The following is an 18,460-nucleotide window of genomic DNA, read 5'->3' as shown; positions in this document are numbered from 1 at the left end:
CCTGATTACAGGAATTTGGGTTAATGATTAATCCCTGCCTCAGTTTTCTTTGGTTCTAATGTGGCCATAAACGTTAATTTAGATTGAGAATTATCCCAACTCAATGAACCAAAAATTGTCTTGTCTTTTTTCTCTGCTTCTATCTTCAAGGTTTTGTTAGCTAATTCTGAACAATCTTGTTGACCCTTAAATTTTCCGGTTAAAGAAAAATGATCTTGATTTAGCATCCCATCTAAAGGAATGACTATTTCTTTTTTTTTGTCCCCTATTTGAGAGTATCCAGTTAATTTTCCAAATAAATAAAGTCCTGATTGATCAATGGTTAATTTAACTTGATTTTTAGCAAAACATTGAGGTAAATTATTCGATTCAATTGGGTAACTGCCCCCTAACAATGAGGGGGCTTTTAGATTCTTTTCTCCATAGTTACTGACGACGTTAAAAAATATTAAAACTGATCCGATCATGGTTCCGTAAAACATTAAAGATTTGGGACTGAAATGACTCATAATTATTTTGTGGTTTGTAAATTACTAGAATTAAATAAAGAACTGATATGACTCATCATGGGAGAATAACGACGAGCGATCAATAAAGATGAATGACATTCTTTAGCTAATTTATCTGTATAAAGGCCTAAAGTTTGACGTTCAATTCCCCAAGTTCTACTGGTTCCGGCAATGGTTAAATCTACTTCTTTGGAAGCTTCAATCACTGTATTCATGGGATCTGAATCTTCTAAATAAATGACCTCAACACGAGATCTTACTTCTTGTGGACAGATATCAAGCATATTCATAAACTCATAACTGAGGGCATTTTCTTGCGTTGATTCTGGAGCAAAACGAAATACTTTTAGGGTAATTGAAGGATCATTTCCTAACATTCTTAAGGCTAAAGATAAAGCTAAGTCATCATGAATATTTTCTGCATAGGCGACTAAAATTGATTTGATTTGTGGCATATTTTTATCTACTAATACTGCCGCATCAACGTGAGAAGTATTAAGAATTTGTCCCACTCGTCCCCCTAAACGATTATCACTAAAAGCGGGACGATGCCAACCCACAATAATTAAGTTTATTTGTTCAGTTGAGGCAATTTTCGCTGTTTCTCTCGGCACATCATTAGAAATACGAACTAGAGGATGAATAATGTGCTTTAATTCTACGGGTTCTAAAGTTTGAATTAACTCATTGAGTTTTTCCTCTTGTTGTTTTATAAGACGATTTGCTTCTTCTGGTGTACTTTGAAAAAGATAGTCTTCGTCTAATTGAATTAAACTTAAAGGATGAACTACTGCTAAAGAATTTCCGGCAATGATCATTGCTATTTGTAACAAACCTTGTTGAGTATTGGGGTTAGCAACAGGCACTAAAATTCGATAATTAGGGGTAGCTATTTCAGGGGTTTCTTCTGCTAAAGCATCTAAGCGAATCTTCTCTTTAGGGAATGTCCATTCTAACAGAGGTGAAGTCATAAATGTTGTTACCAATGCCATGATAACTAACATGGTAAATAATAGGGGAGAAATAACACCAAAACTCAACCCAATATTTAAGACAATTAATTCAGTCAGTCCGCGAGTATTCATCAACCAACCTAAGGCCGAAGCCTCTCTTTTGTTGACTCCACAAAATCTGGCTGCAAAATAAGTTCCGATATATTTTCCACTAATAGCAACTGTTACAACTGCGGCACATAAAAGCCATAATTCGGGACGATTTAATAAACCTATTTGAGTGCGTAACCCACTATAAGCAAAAAAGATAGGAAGCAAAAAAATTAAAATAAAATCTTCTGTTTTTTCGGCTATTTCTCTCACTAAATCAGGGTCTTTTGGCATGGCTGCCCCTAATAAGAAAGCACCAAAAATTAAGTGAATACCGATGAATTCAGTGATTAAAGCGGAAATAACAACCCCAATGTAAATACAGGCTAAAACTAATTGAGTTAACTTGCGGGTGCGTTGATAATGAATGGCCAGTTTTTCTAACAACCAACGCACAGCCGTTAACATGAAAATGATGTAAATAATTGACTCGATAATTGTGGGAATAGCACCAATAAAACTATTAGTCCTGATAACCGTTATTGCTACAGCTAATAAACACCAAGCTGTAACATCATCAACCGCAGCACAGGTTAAAGCAAGGGTTCCTAAACGGCTTTTTTGCAGGTTATTTTCAGTGATAATTCTGGCTAAAACAGGAAAGGCTGTGATAGACATTGCTGAGCCTAAAAACAAGGCAAAAGCTGTAAATGAAACCCCATCATTAGACACTAATGGATAGAGTAAAAGAGCGAGTAAACTACCTAAAGAAAACGGGACTAAAATACTGACATGAGAGGTTAAAATGGCAGTATCAAGTTGCCCTTTTAAATAGGAAGGGTTTAGCTCTAACCCTATCAAAAACATGAAAAATATTAAACCAATTTGAGATAAAACGTTTAAAACTGGTAAGGTTTCAGCCGGAAACAAAGTTGTCATCAAATCCGGTGCAATTAAGCCTAATAAAGAAGGACCTAACATGATACCAGCGACAATTTCACCGATAACTAAAGGTTGCTTAATAGCGCGGCATCCTAGTCCCATAATACGGGAAAGGATAATTACTACCAAGATTTGAACTAATACTAAAACGACAATGTGCATAAGCGTAAACTGATTGAATTGAATGATTTAGTAGGATTGCTATATGAGGAAGAAAATCACAACATATAAAGCAGAAACTATCAATTGCATTGCCATCACGGGAAGTCCATATTTCAAAAATGTTTGAAAAGAAATAGGTCTACCATGCTGTTCAGAAACTCCCGCAGCAACAATATTAGAAGATGCCCCTATTAAGGTTCCATTTCCTCCTAATGTTGCCCCAAACATCATGGCATAAAATAATGGTAAAACTTCGGGAGGAAAACTTCCAGAAAAATCAGGACTTAAGATATCAGGACTTGCCATACCAATATTAACGATATATTCCTTTAATAAAGGAACCATGGCTACGACTAGAGGAATATTAGGAACAACACTGGATAGGATACCAACAGAAAATAATAAAATCAAGGAACCTAAGATTATATTTTTGCCAATAACTACAGCGAGAACACCTGATAAATAGCTAGTTACTCCTGTTTTTTCTAGACCTCCAATTATGACAAAGATGGACATGAAAAATACCAAGGTACTCCAGTCTAAATCTTTAAGGATATTATTCACCGTGTCAATTTTACTTTGGTTAGCTAATATTAAAGCTAGTACTGCTCCTAATAAAGCTACAGATGCCGGAGAAATGGGAACAGGTAAAGACTCACCGATGACAAAAAATAACAAGACAAAAGCAATGATTACTCCTCCGACCATTAACACTTTAGGATGATTAATTTTGGTTCGAGGTAACTCATCTAAATGGGTAAATTTTGTGTTCCATATTTTAGAAAATAGGAAGGGAGACATGGCTAAAATTGTAACTACAGCAAGAACTCCTCCTAAACTTAATCTGGATAAATATTCAATAAAACTTAAATTAATAGAATCTCCTACAATAAAAGTAGCAGGATCACCAACTATAGTTAACAATCCTGCACTGTTAGCAACAAATACCATGAGAATGAGTAAAGGAACAAAATCTACTCCTATTTCTTGCGCAATTGGAGGAATTAACGGTGCTAAAAGCATGACCGTCGTAGCATTAGGTAAAACCGCACAAATTGGGGTTGTAATGGCTATCACTCCTAATACTAAAAGCTTACCACTGCCTTTAGCAAGTAACACCATTTGAGTAGCTAAATATTCAAAAACCTTTGTAGGTTCAAAAGCCCTAACTAAGATCATTACTCCAAAAAATAGGGCTAAAGTTCCATGACTTTTGCTGATATAATCAACTGCCTCTTGCAAAGTCATTACATGGGTAAATACTAAAATTAATGCCCCTAAAAAAGCTGCTGTCGTTAAGTGCAGCCTTTCGGTCATAATAAAAAACATGACACCGATAAAGCTTGATATAGAAATAAGTGCGGGTAAATTCATTAATGTTATTATTCTCCTTTGTTTGGTAAAGTCTTGGAAATAGTTTATCAAATTAATCTTAAAAAAGACAAAACTATTATTAATAGTTGGTTATGGCTGATATTTGATTTTTGCTTGAGTCTCTCAATTTAAGATTTATCTCACCGACTCTACAAAGATTTAAGCTTTATTTAACAAAGATAATTTTAGCTATACTAATCTCCAATAACTTGTCATCAGTTAAAGTATAGCTAAAATCCTGGAATTGAGCATCCTAAATTTATGTTAATTTGGATACTTATTATACAAAAACGATGATAAATACTTAAGATTAAATTCCATACAGCCAGATAATGAGGGCTGGAGTAACAATTGTTAACATTAGGTTCAAGGGCAAACCGATGATGGTAAAGTCCCAAAACTTATAACCTCCGGGTGCATAAACCATCGTATTTGTTTGGTATCCAATCGGAGTTAAATAACTATTAGAAGCAGCAAAAGTGACGACAAACATAAAAGCCAGAGGATTGTATTGTAGAGTTTTTGCTACTTCTACAGCTACCGGAATCATTAACACAACTGTGGCATTATTAGACAGAAGTTCTGTTAGAAAAGAGGTAATTAAATAGAAAAACATTAATATCCAATAACCCGATAAATTCTCTCCAACGACTACTAAATATTTAGCCAACCATACAGTTGTTCCTGAATTTTCCATGGCTATTCCTAAAGGAATTAAACCTGCTAAGAGAAAAATGATATCCCAACGAACTGAACCATACACTTCACCGGGTTTCAAACAACCTGTTATTACCATCAAAATAACCCCGATTAAGCTACTGACTAAAATCGGCATTATATCGAATGCTGCTGTTATAATAACCCCTAAAATAATGACTAGAGCCATCCAAGCTTTATCCGTTCTTAAGCCTTCTAATTCCTTCTCTTCTAAGACTAAAAGTTCTCTAGTAGTTTGTAATCCAATAAAACTTTCTTTGGGGGCTTGTATTAATAATAAATCTCCAAAACGTATGGATACTTTTCCCAGCCTTTCTCTGACTAATTCTTCCCCTCGACGAATGGCTAAAACCGTTGCATTATAACGTTGTCTAAATCTCAAATCTTTGAGGGTAGAACCAATTAACCGAGAGTTAGATAATACCAAGACTTCAGCTATTTTTTCTTCATCTTGAGTCATTTCTTCTTCTAATTTACCAAATTTAACATCAGCTAATATTTCTATGCCTCTTTCATCTTTAATTTGTAGTAAATTATCCCGACTTCCTCGTACTAAAAGAACATCGCCAACGGCTAAAACTTTATCTGCAAGGGGTTGAGAAAAATGAGTATCATTGCGAATTAATTCTAGAATATCAATATCAAACTTTCTTTGAATAGCACTCTGCCTAAGTGTTTGGTTAACTAAACTGGAACTAGGTAAAATAATTACTTCTGTTACATAATCTTTTAAGTCATAGTTTCTACTTGTTAAATTATCTTGAGCCGGAATCCTTTCGGGTAATAATTTCGGGGCAGCAATAGTTAGGTAAATCAATCCTAAGATAAAGGTAATAATCCCTAAACCCGTAAACTGAAATAAACCAAATTCCCCATAACCTAATTGTTTAGAAATACCACTAGCTAAAATGTTTGTTGAGGTTCCAATCACCGTAATCATTCCCCCTAAAACTGTTGCATAAGAGAGAGGAATGAGCATTTTAGAAACTGAGATTTTCTGTTGTTTACACCAAGCTTCTACAATGGGTAAAAATATCGCAACAACGGCAGTATTATTAATAAAAGCAGTAATAGGTCCGACAATTAATCCCATCACTAAAATTTGCTGATTGGCGTTTTTTCCTCCCCATCTTATTAAGAAATCCCGTACAAATTGAATTACCCCTGTTCGGGTAATTCCAGCACTTAGGATAAACATGGCCATGACAGTGATAGTGGCCGAATTACCAAATCCTGAAATACCTTCATCGGGTTTTACTAATCCTAAGACAATCAGAACAACAGCTACTGAAATTGAGGTTAAATCGGCGGGCAACCATTCAAAGATAAAGGCAACTAAAGCAACAATAATGACAGTTAGAGTTAACAGGATTGGTGTTGGCATAAATTTGCAGATGAGAACAGTTTTTTTTTAGTAAAATCGGTTTGTAGTAAGGGCTTCGGGTTCTTTAATAAACCTTAATAACTACAAACCTCAATGATTAACGGTTATGATTCAATCATTTTTTGGATAGAAACCAGCGATGCACTAACTTTTCTAATTCAATCCAAACAAACATCAAAGCACTAAACCCTAAACAAATTAAAAGTTCATTCAAACTTAAAGGATGAGTTCCAAAAAATACCTGTAAAGGTGGAACATAAATTAATAAAAACTGTAGTAAAGTGGTAAAACTTACTGCGGCCAAAACATAGGGATTAGAAAAAGGATTGAGTTCTATAGTTAATTGACTATCAGACCGCACCGCTAAAGCATGACCCATCTGTGCTAAACAAAGAGTAGTAAATACCATCGTTTTCCAACGTTCGGGATCACCAGTTAAACCAGGTGTTTTGACGTAATCATAAGCGAATATCATTAAGATAATGGTTAAAATAGCAAAAATAATGCCAATTCTTACCATATATAAGCCCAAACCTCTTGAGAAAATACTCTCACGGGGGCTATAGGGGGGACGTTGCATCACATTGGGTTCTGCCGGTTCCATAGCCAAAGCTAAGGCAGGTAAACCATCAGTAACAAGGTTCATCCAAAGAATTTGTAAGGGGGACAAGGGAACGCCTCCTAAACCAATCAGGGGGGCAGCCGCAATAACCAGAACTTCTCCAATATTACTACCTAAAATGTATTTGATAAAGCGACGAATATTGTCATAAACGACCCGTCCTTCTTCTGTTGCTGCGACAATAGTGGCAAAATTATCATCTAAGAGAATGGCATCACTCGCTTCTTTACTAACATCAGTTCCGGTGATACCCATCGCAATACCTATATCTGCTTGTTTCAGGGCCGGCGCATCATTGACCCCATCCCCCGTCATAGCGACAAACTCTCCTCGGTTTTGTAAAGCTTGGACAATGCGAAGCTTATGTTCTGGGGAAACACGGGCATAAACACTCACACTACCGACAATTTGCTCTAATTCTGCCGGAGTCATCTGCTGTAAATCTCGTCCAGTGAGAATGGTGTCATTAGCTTGGGCAATGCCTAAATCTGTGGCGATCGCCTTAGCAGTTAATTGATGATCCCCTGTAATCATAATGGGGCGAATTCCGGCTTGTCGACAGAGTAATACCGCGCCTTTGACCTCTTTTCGGGGAGCATCGAGCATTCCTACCAATCCTAGCCAAATTAAGCCTGTTTCCGCATTTTCTTCTAGTGCTTCATCGGGAATCTCAGCCATAGAGTTATAGGCAAATCCTAATACTCGTAATCCTTGAGCCGCCCATTGGTCATTTTGAGCTAAAATACGTTTTCTTTGTGCATCGTTGAGGGGTATATATCCTTCTCCTTCTTGTAAGGCTGTACAGCGTTCTAAAACAATCTCTGGCGACCCTTTAGTAAACATCTCATAGGCGTGAAGGTTCACATCCTCCACTTCTCCTATTTTGACGATGACTGACATTCGTTTTCGGTCGGAGGAAAAGGGAATTTCGGCAACACGGGGCATTTCTAAGACAAAATCTTCCCGATACAGTCCTCCTTTACCTGCTAGGGTTAATAAGGCCCCTTCTGTGGGATCTCCGAGAATTTCCCAATTATCATCTTTTTTCTGCAATAAGGCATCATTACACAAAATACAAGCGGTTAAAAGTTGTTTAATTGAGCCGCTAATCTCGTATTCATCGCTATCTTGAGCGATTATATCTCCTTTTGGTATGTATCCTTCTCCAGTCACGTCATAACAATAACTATCTGTTTGAACCTTCTGCACGACCATTTTATTTTGGGTCAAGGTTCCGGTTTTATCGGAACAAATGGTAGTCACTGACCCCAAGGTTTCTACGGCCGGTAATTTACGAATTAAGGCGTGACGACGTACCATTCGCTGTGTGCCAATGGCCAAGGTAACAGTCACAACGGCCGGCAACCCTTCAGGAACTACCGCCACCGCCATACTGAGGGAAACCTCTAATAATGCCTCAAAATGCTGCCATCCTGACCTTAATACCCCCACAATGACCACTAATACCACTAAAGCCAAAGAACTACTTACTAAAACGTTCCCTAGTTGGGACATTCTCTGTTGTAAGGGGGTGTCCTCCGTTTCTACCCCTTGAATCATGGCAGCAATATGGCCTATTTCTGTCTCCATCGCCGTTTTAGTGACTAAGACTTTGCCTCGTCCTTGTACTACTTCTGTCGCTTGAAAGACTAAATTTAAGCGGTCGCCCAAGGATGCATCTTCCCCTAAAATCATATCTGCTTGCTTATTAACCGTCTCTGCTTCTCCGGTTAAGGCAGATTCTCGGATCTGTAGGTTTTGGGCTTCGAGTAAGCGACCATCGGCCGCCAGTTGTACCCCTGCTTCGAGTAGCATGATATCCCCTGGTACTAATTCCTTGGCAGAGATCTCTTGAACGATTCCCTGACGAATCACCCGCACTTTAGGGGAAGAAAGGTTTTTTAGGGCAGCAAGGGCTTTTTCTGCCTTACTTTCCTGTAAATAGCCTAATAATCCGTTCAAAATGACAATCGCAGAAATGGCCACTGCATCTTTGGGAAATGTCCCTTGACGTAAATCTAAGATACCAGAGATAACCGCCACAGCCATCAACATTACCAACATGATATTGGTAAATTGTTCCCATAAAATGGTCAAAGGGGAACGTCCCCCCGTATCTTTGAGTTCGTTGGGACCAAAATATTGCTGTCTTTGGTTGATCTGTTCTTGGGTTAACCCTTGTTCTGGGTCACTTTGAAATTTGTCTAGGGACTCTTCGGCAGAAAAGGAGTGCCAAGGAGAGGTAATGTCAGGAAAAGAGGTGGAAACTTGAGTAGAAGTGGTGGGAAAGGTCATTTCAGTTATCAGTTATCAGTTATCAGTTATCAGTTACTACCGCCAACAAGTCGGTAGCTTGAAACAACGAATATTTTTATTTCTATCCCCTTGCTGATATGAGGCTTAAAACCTATTTTTTTGGTCATAGGGGCAGAAATTGAGCAATCGTTATAGTTAAATTATCTGAGAATTTGGGGTAAATATTGGGGGGCTTGCCACAATAAATAACCAATTAAACCAAAAATTAGGGTATTTATAATAGTAAATAAGTACCCAATACACATCAGCAGTCCATCAGCTTCTAATGTGGCCACGGCTAAGACTAAAATAGCAACAGTGGGAATGGGATTAGTTAAGGGGATGGGTAACATGAGTAAAATGGCTAACCATGCCATACAGAGTCCATTTCCTTGCCAGACAAAGGGATGTTTAGCTACCCTTAACATACGAGGACGACAAAATTTTTCGATCAATTTGGTCACTCTTTTCACATTTTTGAGCAATTGTTCCGTAAAAGCCTTGGGAAACTGAAATTGAGCGACTTGTTTGGGCAACCAGGGGGTTCGTCTTCCCAGGGCCATTTGCACGGACAATAATAAACATCCTCCTCCTAAAATGGTTGAAAATCCAGGGGGCAGGGGAAAAAGAAAGGGTAAAATTAATAAAGTAATGGTCAGGCAAAATCCCCGTTCTGAGGTTTCTGCTAAAATTTCTCTTAAGGTTAGAGGATGAGCCATTAATCGATGAAGTAAACTTTCAATATCTTGAGAAAATCGTAAGTGCATCTGTTAATAAACCCAAATTAACTAAGTTATTTTAAATCATTAATCAGTTATCCTTGAGATAGGAAAACTAATCAACTATGATACTCTAATCTAGATCATTTCTAGCTAATTCTATCAGTTTTATCCTCTTTATTACCAATATTATTAAGAAAATATAGAGATTCGTCTATTCCTTCCCAAAGATACTCAAATCTCTCTCTAGTCATTAAAATCCTTAAAATTGACTCTTTTTTAACTTTGGTCTCCCGTACCTGTGGTGATAACAAAATCTTATATATCGTAGGCTGGGTTAGGCGCGGGTCATAATTTGTGAATTCTAATCTAGTTTTCCTGTCCGCGCCGTAACCCACTTTCCAAGATTTTGTAACATAGCTTACATTTTACCCCAACATGCTGGGAGATTATCTCAAATTTAAGACCGCTTTCTCATCACTTAATAGACATCTCCAAAATCCCAGATTTGACCCCGATGCTACAAGGGTTTGAGGTTAAGTTCGGTCGATGTCTAATAATTACACTGAGCAATTAGGCTGACTTACTTTATGTATTTTATTTTTGATATCCTATTCTATCACCTTTGTCAAGGGGGTTTTCTCAAAATTTTGCTATTGTAACCAGTAGGCCAATGCACTGCCCACCCTACGCTTAATTATAGTAATTATTTATTAAAATATTGTAATAATAGTGGATATGTATTTATTTTTAAGTTAGTCTGAACTATGTAGGGTTATGAGACAGGCCTGGGATGAACCGAGAACGTTGGACAATTGTTAGTTTAGCCTATGGAATAGGATTATTATCAACAGGTATTTTTGGCTTTCCCAATCCTAACCCTTCATGGCAACAATGGGCTATGGTTATTGTTGGATTAAGTTTATTCACATTCTTCACTTTTCTCTTTCTTAAAAGGCGATGGCGTAGATGTCCTCAAGGAAAATTTTGGCTAATTATTTGTATATTTGCTATCTTGGGATCTGTCTATTTTCAGTTTCGTATACCTCAGCCTAATTATGATGATATTAGTCTATTTTTTAAAGATAAATACCCCCCTCAATTAGTGAATATTTCAGGTAAAGTTTTATCTGAACCAAGACTTACTTCAAATCAACGGAAACGCTTTTGGTTACAGGCTAAATCTGTTCAAATAAATCAAGATATTCTTAATAAAAAAGATGTCACAGGAAAAATATATGTTACGATTCCTATTGACCAAGATAATGATCTTGAACCTGGACAGAGAATAACAATTAATGGAGTTTTATATAAACCGCGATCGCCTCAGAATCCAGGGGCATTTGATTTTTCAAATTATCTGGCTAAAGAAGGAGCATTTGTCGGTTTAAAAGGCAATGAAATTAAGTTTAAAGGACAACTACCTATTTTCGGATGGACAAAAGTAAGAAACCGTATTACTAATACTTTTATTAAGGGATTAGGTGAGGAAAAAGGATCATTATTAAGTTCTATAGTATTAGGGAGACAAGCTGTTGATTTATCGCCGGATATTCGGGATTCATTTATGCGAGCAGGATTATCTCATGTCTTGGCTGCTTCTGGATTTCAAGTGGCTTTATTATTAGGTTTAATCCTTTGGTTAACTAAAATTTTTTCGCCTAATAAACAATTAATATTTGGCAGCATTATTTTATTATTATATACTGGTATAACAGGGTTAGAACCTTCAATTTTTAGAGCAACTTTAATGGGAGTATTTGTCTTAATAGGAATGAAATTTGAACAAAAGACTGATACTTTAAGATCCTTGTTATTAGCCGGATTTTTATTATTACTTTACAACCCTTTATGGATCTGGAGTTTAAGTTTTCAATTAAGTTTTATTGCTACTTTTAGCTTAATTGTTCTCAGTCCTGCCATAGAAAAAAAATTAGATTGGTTGCCCATTAACATCGCTTCTATAATTGCTGTCCCTGTAGCAGTAACTATTGGGACATCTCCTCTGATTATGTATTTTTTTTATACCTTGAGTTTTTATACTATTATTTGCAATATTATTACCACTCCCTTAATTATGTTGATTAGTTTAGGCGGTATGATTAATGCTATTGTGGCTTTGATATCTCCTTTATTGGGGTCTTATTTAGCCCAAATTTTTTATTATCCCCTTGATTTATTATTAAATATAGTTCACTTCTTTGCTAACTTATCTTTAAGTATCTTAGTAGTTGGTAAAATTTCTTTGATAGTTCTAATAATTATTTATGTATTGTTAGGTTTAGTCTGGTTAAATCAATATTGGCGATCGCGTTGGCCATTAGTGGGATTATTGATTATCTCTTTAATTACATTTCCTCTTATTTTCCAAAATTTAACCCTAGTCAAAGTAACAATTTTAACCGCTAAACCCGATCCAATTGTCGTCATTCAAAACCGAGGAAAAATTGCTATAATTAATTTAGGCGATCAACAAACAATTAAATATACTCTTGTACCTTTTTTATCTCAACAAGGAATTAACAATATTCCTCTGGCGATCGCTTTCAATGAGGAAAATATTAAGGACTGGCTAAATATTAATGCTATTCCCACAGTTGATAAATTTTTGTCTCCTTCAGGAACTCCAAAGAAGAATACTCAATCAATGTTAATCGGAGAAAATATCCGAATCGGGTCAACTCAAATAAAATTATTAGCAAATGAACCCTTGATCTTATGGTGGCAAATTGAGAATCAATCATGGTTATGGATAAACAGTCAGGACACAAACGGAAAAATACCCCAAAAATATCTAGACAATTCTCCCAAAATATTGTTAGGATCTCAAAAAAGTATTCCGATGAGTTGGTTAAGACAAATACAAGTGAAAGCAGTGATCCTTAACACCCCTTTTATTCCCAACAAACTGAAACGACAATTACAGCGAAATAAAATTAAAATGTATCCGATACAACAAGAAGGGGCTATAGAATGGACACCCAAAAAAGGCTTTCAGACTCGGTTAGTCAATCAGGAACTCACTCTCTAAGCAGAAACCCTCAAGTTATTTAATCTTAACAAATAGAAAAATTAGTTAAAACAATCACAATGATATCCCCTCAATAGTGTTACCTTGTATAAAGAGTTACTCAGTGATTTTATGAACAATCCACATTTACCCTTTAATTGTACGAGTGTTGAGTTAGAAAAAGAAGCTATTAAACGACTACGCACGTTAGTTAGCTTATTACCTTCTCAGTGTCGAATTTTTCGGGAACCGTGGGATTGTTCGACGGTGATTTGTTTAGATTTTGCTCAATGTCCTCATTTGCTCAATGTTATCCAAGAACAAGAACCTTTATTAATTAATGCTATCCAAGAATTAGGCTTAGCAAATTCTATCATTTTTCGCATTGGACAAAAATCAATTGGCTGGAAAGCTATCCCTCGATTAGAATAGAAATAGATAAAGATTAGGGTCTAAAATTTAGTGGTTGTCTTAACTTTTTCTTAAAATCATGAAGTTAATATGCCACGAAAATTGACAATGGAGCAGTTCACCTTGTGTATAGATTAGTCCTTGAAACTTTACAAAATCCAGACGATTTTATTGTTTTAACCGACCAACAAAAACATTATCTAAAGCGAGTATTACGGCTAAAAGATGGTGATAATTTTGTCGGGATGGACGGACAAGGAAAAGTTTATCTAGCACAATTTATCAATGAATCCGCACAGATTATCAAACCGTTAAAAGAATCGACTGAATTACCGATTCCTGTAACATTAATAGTAGCCCTTCCTAAAGGCAATGGCTTTGAAGACATTGTACGTTGTTGTACGGAATTAGGTGTAAATACCCTGATTCCAGTCATCAGTCAGCGAACAATACTCAAACCAAGTCTTCAGAAAGTAGAACGCTGGCGTAAAATTGCGATCGAAGCGGCAGAACAGTCAGAACGTCAAATTGTGCCGATCATTCTTGAACCAGTTTCTTTGGCCCAATCTTTAAAAAATGTAGCAGACAATGACATTAATTGCTATATTTGTATTACTCGGCAAAAAACCAATCATTTATTGACTTATTTGTCTACACCCCAGACTGTTCCGCTTATTATAGCGACAGGATGTGAGGGAGGTTGGACAGATGAAGAAGTCTCTGATGCGATCGCGGTTGGATTTCAACCCGTCACTCTTGGCCCCCGTATTCTCCGTGCGGTAACTGCGCCCATTGTTGCTTTATCCCTAATATCTTCTGCTATTGAGTATAATTGTGCAACTTAATTCCTTTCTTCCATGCTTGAGCAAATTATCGACGCTATCAATACCCAAAACTATCCAATAGCACATCAACTACTGGAGGAGTTTACCCAACTAGAACCAGATAACCCTTGGATTGATTTTTATAAAGGGCGTTTAGAGGAAGTTCAAGGAAATTTAAGCCCCGCTAGGGCAATTTATGGACAATTATTACCTAAGATCTCAAATCCTAAGTTAATTACCCAAATTCGTCAAGGAATTCAAAGAATCACCGAAATTGAAGATAATAAACGAAAAGAAGGGTTAGCCCAAGCGATGGAGGAAAAGAGTAGTCTAGAAATGGGAATGCTGGTATTAGAGGGGATAGCAAACGAATTAAAACAAAAAGCGGCGCAAAAATTCGGCGAAATCATGGAAATTGACCCTTATACTGCCCGCTTACAATTACCTAACCGTTCTTGGCGATTATATCGCACAGGAGCTATTGGTAAACTCCGTTTTTATTCTGAAAAACTTAATCAGTCGCAAATTCCTTGTTTTACGGCGTTGACGCGGGATATTAGCTTGTTAAGGGTTTATCAGGTTTTGTATTTTGAGTCAGTGGAGAATAAAGTAACCGTTGTTTATGAACCCAAAAAGGGACAGCGAGATATTTTGACATTTGAGTGGTCAGAAATAAGTCAACGGGTAGAAGGGTTACTCCCGTTATTTGAGGAATGTGTGGATATTGGGTTACGAGGGAAAGTACAACGGAAAACCAAAACCCTAGACTATGCTAAAGTATGTGATCTCCATTTATCCCAACAAAATAGTATTATTCGTCTATGCGATCAAAATTATCATTTTTTAGACGGTATTAGCTTTTGTGACAGCCAAAAAGCGACCGATGGACGAGGAACAGTTCAAAATAGTTGGAGTCATTTACTGCAATTTTTGGGGCAGAAGTTACCAGATAGGAAAGTTTGGTCAGAGTTTACGCCTTTTGGAGAATCTGCCATTGATTTTCAGGAATTACTCAAATTAATTAACCCTCATATTAATTTATTGCGTCGGGAAGATACCCCTTGGGATGCAGCTTTTCAACTTTATAGTGGGTTGGCTTTTGTTAAAGAAAAATAGGCTTTCAATAATTGATAATTACTTTTTTAATTTAAAACCCGCCCCTACTACAATGCTTAATTAACTGATATTTTTCGTAAAATAGGTAATGTTTCTTGTAGTTGAATTAATTCATCTCGGTGAGCAGTTACTGTCACTACAGTATAAGTTTGTGAAGCGGACTCTTGGGGAGCAACTGATAGATACAATTGCTCAATTCGTCCAGCTTGTTTCCAGTAAAAGACTCCAGTTAGGGGAGATAATAGGCTTAAACCCAGGAATATAGGGGTTAGAGTAGGATAGAGAAAGGATAGAACTAACCCTAAGCAAAATAAACCCACAGCCGCTAAAAAACTCAAAAAAATCGCCAAAAACCAACTAGGACGCACAAAACCATCGAAGGTTATCTGTTGTTTTTGGGGATCAACTGCAGTAATTTTATAGGCTTTTTGGGTAAAATAAGTTTGTAATTGACTTAATAAGTTTATAGGGGCAATGTCTGCGCTGAATTGCATTTGCTCAGTCCTATCTTTAACGGAGGCCCGAAGGAAAAAGAATAGGCCAACCATGAGTAGAAGGGTCAGGAAAAAAGTTGAGATTAGAACTGGATTATTCACAATAATTTTAGATAATAACTGCAACATTATATCACAAAAAAACTCTGTTTCTTCTGATTATAAGTTTAATTTGGTTCACCTGGCTTTTAACATAAGTTTTATTAAACCAAAACCACTAATTTATTCTTGTTGTTTTTAAGAATAACTTAGACAAGGAAAAGGCGTAGAAAAATAAAATAAATTGATATCTTTAATTAATTAAATTTTAAATAATAACACATTTTTTAGTCATTTTTTGCTGAAAGAATTAAAGTTAAAATATTAATTTCATTAGAATTCAAAAAATATTTATCAGTAAATAATTTACTTCTGATTTCATTTAAACCATAACTCCTAAAGACAATGAAAGGAAATTCTTGATATTGATTACCAATGGGTAACATATTAGTAACTGGGTAAAGAGAACGTATATAAGTATTGAGAATATCTCGAAATGTATATTCTGCTGATTCTTCCTCATTATTAGCAAAATATTGTTCCATAATTTCAGCACTAATAAAAGCAAATAAGGGAATAGCATAATATTGATCTTCATCCTGACTATCTTGTTCAAAGTTTTGAGTTCTATCAGCTTTATCAAAAATAATATTAATAAAGTCAATAGCATCTCCAATTCCTGATTTTATATTTTCTGGTAGAGTTTTCGCATCTAGAAGGTTTTGTAAACTTTCGATTAATTGTTCATAACTTAACTTTGATGAGTTTTTGTCTGGTTGTATTCTATATCTTTCTTCAAGAGTTTTACCGATAATAGGAACAACTAATAAACTACCACTAATATGGCTTTTTTCAAGGGGTAGGTAATTCAATAAGTTGTCAAAACTTCTTTCAATCAATTCTAAAAATGTATCAGATGAGTCTGATCTTATATCTAGATAAGATACTCCTGCTTTCTCTTGAGATTTAATTAAATTGTTTAAAGTGATATCACATTCTTTTAAAAGATATTCGAGATAATTATAAACCTTTTCTAATTGTTTATAATTAGACTGTTTTCTATATTCTTTCTTCAGTTGTTTAATTAAATTATTCATTTTACTACTAAAAGTCTCACCCGCAGCAGAAACCGATTTACCACCAATAGGAATCATCATAAAATCATATTTACCAATTTTACCTGACCCCATAATTCGAGTCATAATTGAGGTTTTCAAAATTAGCAACAAATTAATTAATGATAGAACACTTTCTTGAATTGCTAATTGACGATTTTTTTTATCTTCTTCTGCATCATAAATTGCTTGTTCTGCAAGATAAAAAATTAATTGTTTATCTTGTTGATCAATATCATTATCTCCTCTTCCTCTATATATAACTTGAATCACTTCCATTAAGTTTTTTTCAACTTCAAATCTGGGAATTTCAACTAAAATATGTTTAACTTTAGGAAAAGATAAACCGCGACTTGCAGAAGCAGTCATAAATATTACTTTAAGTGTGGGTTTATTGAGATGTTGATAAATTTCTTTTTTATCTGTATCAGAAAGATTTGCATGAATTTCTAAATAATGGTGTTGATAATCAAATTTTTGCAACTCTTTTATGTTGTTAATTAATTTTTGTAATCGCGCTTTATCTTGTATATAAACAATGATCTGTTCATCAGGATGTTCTTTTAACAGTCTTTGAATATCATCTATAATTTGATTTTGGGCTTTTTCTTTTAGTTTATTTTCCTTATGAAAATGAACTTGTTCATCAAATTTTATGGATTCAATAAGAACTTTATAGGTAATATTTAAACTTGTGGCAGGATAGGAATTAGTATTAATGATAGTTGCTTGTTTATTTTTAAATTCAAACTCCTGTAATGATAACGGTAAAGCATTTGAATTTACTTTTCTAAAAAATATTTTATTGGGTTCAGGAGAAATATCAGAAAGATGCTGATTAATCACTTCTGGATTAACAATAGAAGCATCAGCAATAATTATTTTGGCGTTAAATCCATAAGAGTTATTGATTAAATTAAATTTTTTAAAAATCTTATTTATTCTATCAAGAAAATGAACCCCACTTTCATCTCCTGTGATTTCATCCAGCATAAAAAATATATGTTTAATTCTTTGGGATATCTTTTTCATCTCATTATCAATAACCTTTTCCGTACTCGAATTATACGCACTAGAAAATATATTCTCTAAATGGGATAAAGTATCACATTTTTTCGTCTTTTTATAGGATTGCATTGCTACAGTCGCAACAATATTATTAGAAATTTCTTGACTTATAATAGTATTGATTGCTTGAGAAAGACTAAGTAAAACCCCTTTATTTCTTTGTCCTGTATCTATTACAGTATCTTCAGTTTGACGGAATATTCTTGAAGAGTTGGAATATTCAAAGTCTAATTCTTCAGATCTTTGGTTAATAAAATGAACATTTTGATTAATAAATCTATCTTTTGTATATTCATTGGAACAATAATTAACTGTAATTTTCCCTCCGTTACGTTTAATGAGATTAGAATTTGTCGTAATGGTAAAAATTTGGTCATCACAAAGTTGATTAGTAGTTTTATTGGTAAATTTCTCCAGAATATCTAAATTAACTTGTATTCTTGGACTCACATAAATGAATAAAAATCCTTCCTTTAAAATTTTTTCTTGTTTCAAAAATTCAGTTATAGCAGTTGTTTTACCAATTCCAGGATTTCCCGTTAAAAAAAGATAGGTTTTCTCAGATTCTAATTCTCTTTTAATCAGTTCTTGATGTGCATTCCTTAGATCTAAATTA

Annotated in this window: 12 protein-coding genes; 4 read left to right on the top strand and 8 right to left on the bottom strand. The window is 35.2% G+C overall.

Features of this window, described 5'->3' with window-relative positions:
* Positions 1 to 20: 20 nt before the first annotated feature.
* From AsFPU1_RS16600 to AsFPU1_RS16575, 6 genes are all read right to left on the bottom strand, one after another.
* Positions 21 to 509, bottom strand: coding sequence for a hypothetical protein (locus AsFPU1_RS16600; RefSeq protein WP_124975651.1), 489 nt, complete (start codon positions 507 to 509; stop codon positions 21 to 23).
* Between the two features lie 2 nt (positions 510 to 511).
* Positions 512 to 2,656 carry a cation:proton antiporter gene (locus AsFPU1_RS16595; RefSeq protein WP_124975649.1) on the bottom strand — a complete coding sequence of 715 codons (2,145 nt, stop codon included), beginning with the start codon at positions 2,654 to 2,656 and terminating at the stop codon, positions 512 to 514.
* 39 nt (positions 2,657 to 2,695) lie between these two features.
* Positions 2,696 to 4,030, bottom strand: a complete 1,335-nt coding sequence (locus tag AsFPU1_RS16590) for an ArsB/NhaD family transporter (protein ID WP_124975647.1) — start codon at positions 4,028 to 4,030, stop codon at positions 2,696 to 2,698.
* Positions 4,031 to 4,340: 310 nt separating this feature from the next.
* Positions 4,341 to 6,131 carry an SLC13 family permease gene (locus AsFPU1_RS16585; RefSeq protein WP_124975645.1) on the bottom strand — a complete coding sequence of 597 codons (1,791 nt, stop codon included), beginning with the start codon at positions 6,129 to 6,131 and terminating at the stop codon, positions 4,341 to 4,343.
* Positions 6,132 to 6,246: 115 nt separating this feature from the next.
* Positions 6,247 to 9,048 carry a cation-translocating P-type ATPase gene (locus AsFPU1_RS16580; RefSeq protein WP_124975642.1) on the bottom strand — a complete coding sequence of 934 codons (2,802 nt, stop codon included), beginning with the start codon at positions 9,046 to 9,048 and terminating at the stop codon, positions 6,247 to 6,249.
* A gap of 161 nt (positions 9,049 to 9,209) precedes the next feature.
* A complete protein-coding gene (locus tag AsFPU1_RS16575; RefSeq protein WP_124975640.1) occupies positions 9,210 to 9,815 on the bottom strand; it encodes an exopolysaccharide biosynthesis protein in 606 nt (201 codons plus the stop codon).
* Positions 9,816 to 10,560: 745 nt separating this feature from the next.
* Between AsFPU1_RS16575 and AsFPU1_RS16570 the strand changes: the two genes are divergently transcribed.
* The 4 genes from AsFPU1_RS16570 to AsFPU1_RS16555 all read left to right on the top strand — a co-directional run bounded on the left by AsFPU1_RS16570 (position 10,561) and on the right by AsFPU1_RS16555 (position 15,128).
* Positions 10,561 to 12,798 (top strand): ComEC/Rec2 family competence protein, encoded by a 2,238-nt coding sequence (locus AsFPU1_RS16570; protein WP_124975638.1) that lies wholly within the window; start codon positions 10,561 to 10,563, stop codon positions 12,796 to 12,798.
* Between the two features lie 111 nt (positions 12,799 to 12,909).
* Entirely contained in the window at positions 12,910 to 13,209 is a 300-nt protein-coding gene (locus AsFPU1_RS16565) for a hypothetical protein (RefSeq protein ID WP_124975636.1), read from the top strand.
* A gap of 104 nt (positions 13,210 to 13,313) precedes the next feature.
* Complete coding sequence (locus AsFPU1_RS16560) at positions 13,314 to 14,033, top strand: 16S rRNA (uracil(1498)-N(3))-methyltransferase (RefSeq protein WP_124975634.1); 720 nt, start codon at positions 13,314 to 13,316, stop codon at positions 14,031 to 14,033.
* Positions 14,034 to 14,045: 12 nt separating this feature from the next.
* Positions 14,046 to 15,128 (top strand): tetratricopeptide repeat protein, encoded by a 1,083-nt coding sequence (locus AsFPU1_RS16555; RefSeq protein ID WP_124975632.1) that lies wholly within the window; start codon positions 14,046 to 14,048, stop codon positions 15,126 to 15,128.
* 56 nt (positions 15,129 to 15,184) lie between these two features.
* Here AsFPU1_RS16555 and AsFPU1_RS16550 read toward each other — a convergent pair whose 3' ends face one another.
* Positions 15,185 to 15,724 carry a cofactor assembly of complex C subunit B gene (locus AsFPU1_RS16550; protein WP_124975630.1) on the bottom strand — a complete coding sequence of 180 codons (540 nt, stop codon included), beginning with the start codon at positions 15,722 to 15,724 and terminating at the stop codon, positions 15,185 to 15,187.
* A 224-nt stretch (positions 15,725 to 15,948) separates the two neighbouring features.
* Positions 15,949 to 18,460, bottom strand: a 2,512-nt coding sequence (locus AsFPU1_RS16545; RefSeq protein ID WP_125061141.1) for a helicase-related protein, incomplete at its 5' end; no start/stop codon positions are given.

Origin of the sequence: Aphanothece sacrum FPU1 (assembly GCF_003864295.1) — a bacterium.
Classification (GTDB): Bacteria; Cyanobacteriota; Cyanobacteriia; order Cyanobacteriales; family Microcystaceae; genus Aphanothece_B; species Aphanothece_B sacrum.
Note: the sequence above shows the minus strand (reverse complement) of the source record. Positions and strands in the feature narration are given on the sequence as shown.

Bases quoted from the DNA above. Each gene is read 5' to 3' on its own strand.
- AsFPU1_RS16575 (WP_124975640.1), bottom strand. From the start codon at position 9,815: ATGCACTTACGATTTTCTCAAGATATTGAAAGTTTACTTCATCGATTA.
- AsFPU1_RS16565 (WP_124975636.1), top strand. From the start codon at position 12,910: ATGAACAATCCACATTTACCCTTTAATTGTACGAGTGTTGAGTTAGAA.
- AsFPU1_RS16595 (WP_124975649.1), bottom strand. From the start codon at position 2,656: ATGCACATTGTCGTTTTAGTATTAGTTCAAATCTTGGTAGTAATTATC.
- AsFPU1_RS16590 (WP_124975647.1), bottom strand. From the start codon at position 4,030: ATGAATTTACCCGCACTTATTTCTATATCAAGCTTTATCGGTGTCATG.
- AsFPU1_RS16585 (WP_124975645.1), bottom strand. From the start codon at position 6,131: ATGCCAACACCAATCCTGTTAACTCTAACTGTCATTATTGTTGCTTTA.
- AsFPU1_RS16600 (WP_124975651.1), bottom strand. From the start codon at position 509: ATGAGTCATTTCAGTCCCAAATCTTTAATGTTTTACGGAACCATGATC.
- AsFPU1_RS16580 (WP_124975642.1), bottom strand. From the start codon at position 9,048: ATGACCTTTCCCACCACTTCTACTCAAGTTTCCACCTCTTTTCCTGAC.
- AsFPU1_RS16570 (WP_124975638.1), top strand. From the start codon at position 10,561: ATGAACCGAGAACGTTGGACAATTGTTAGTTTAGCCTATGGAATAGGA.
- AsFPU1_RS16555 (WP_124975632.1), top strand. From the start codon at position 14,046: ATGCTTGAGCAAATTATCGACGCTATCAATACCCAAAACTATCCAATA.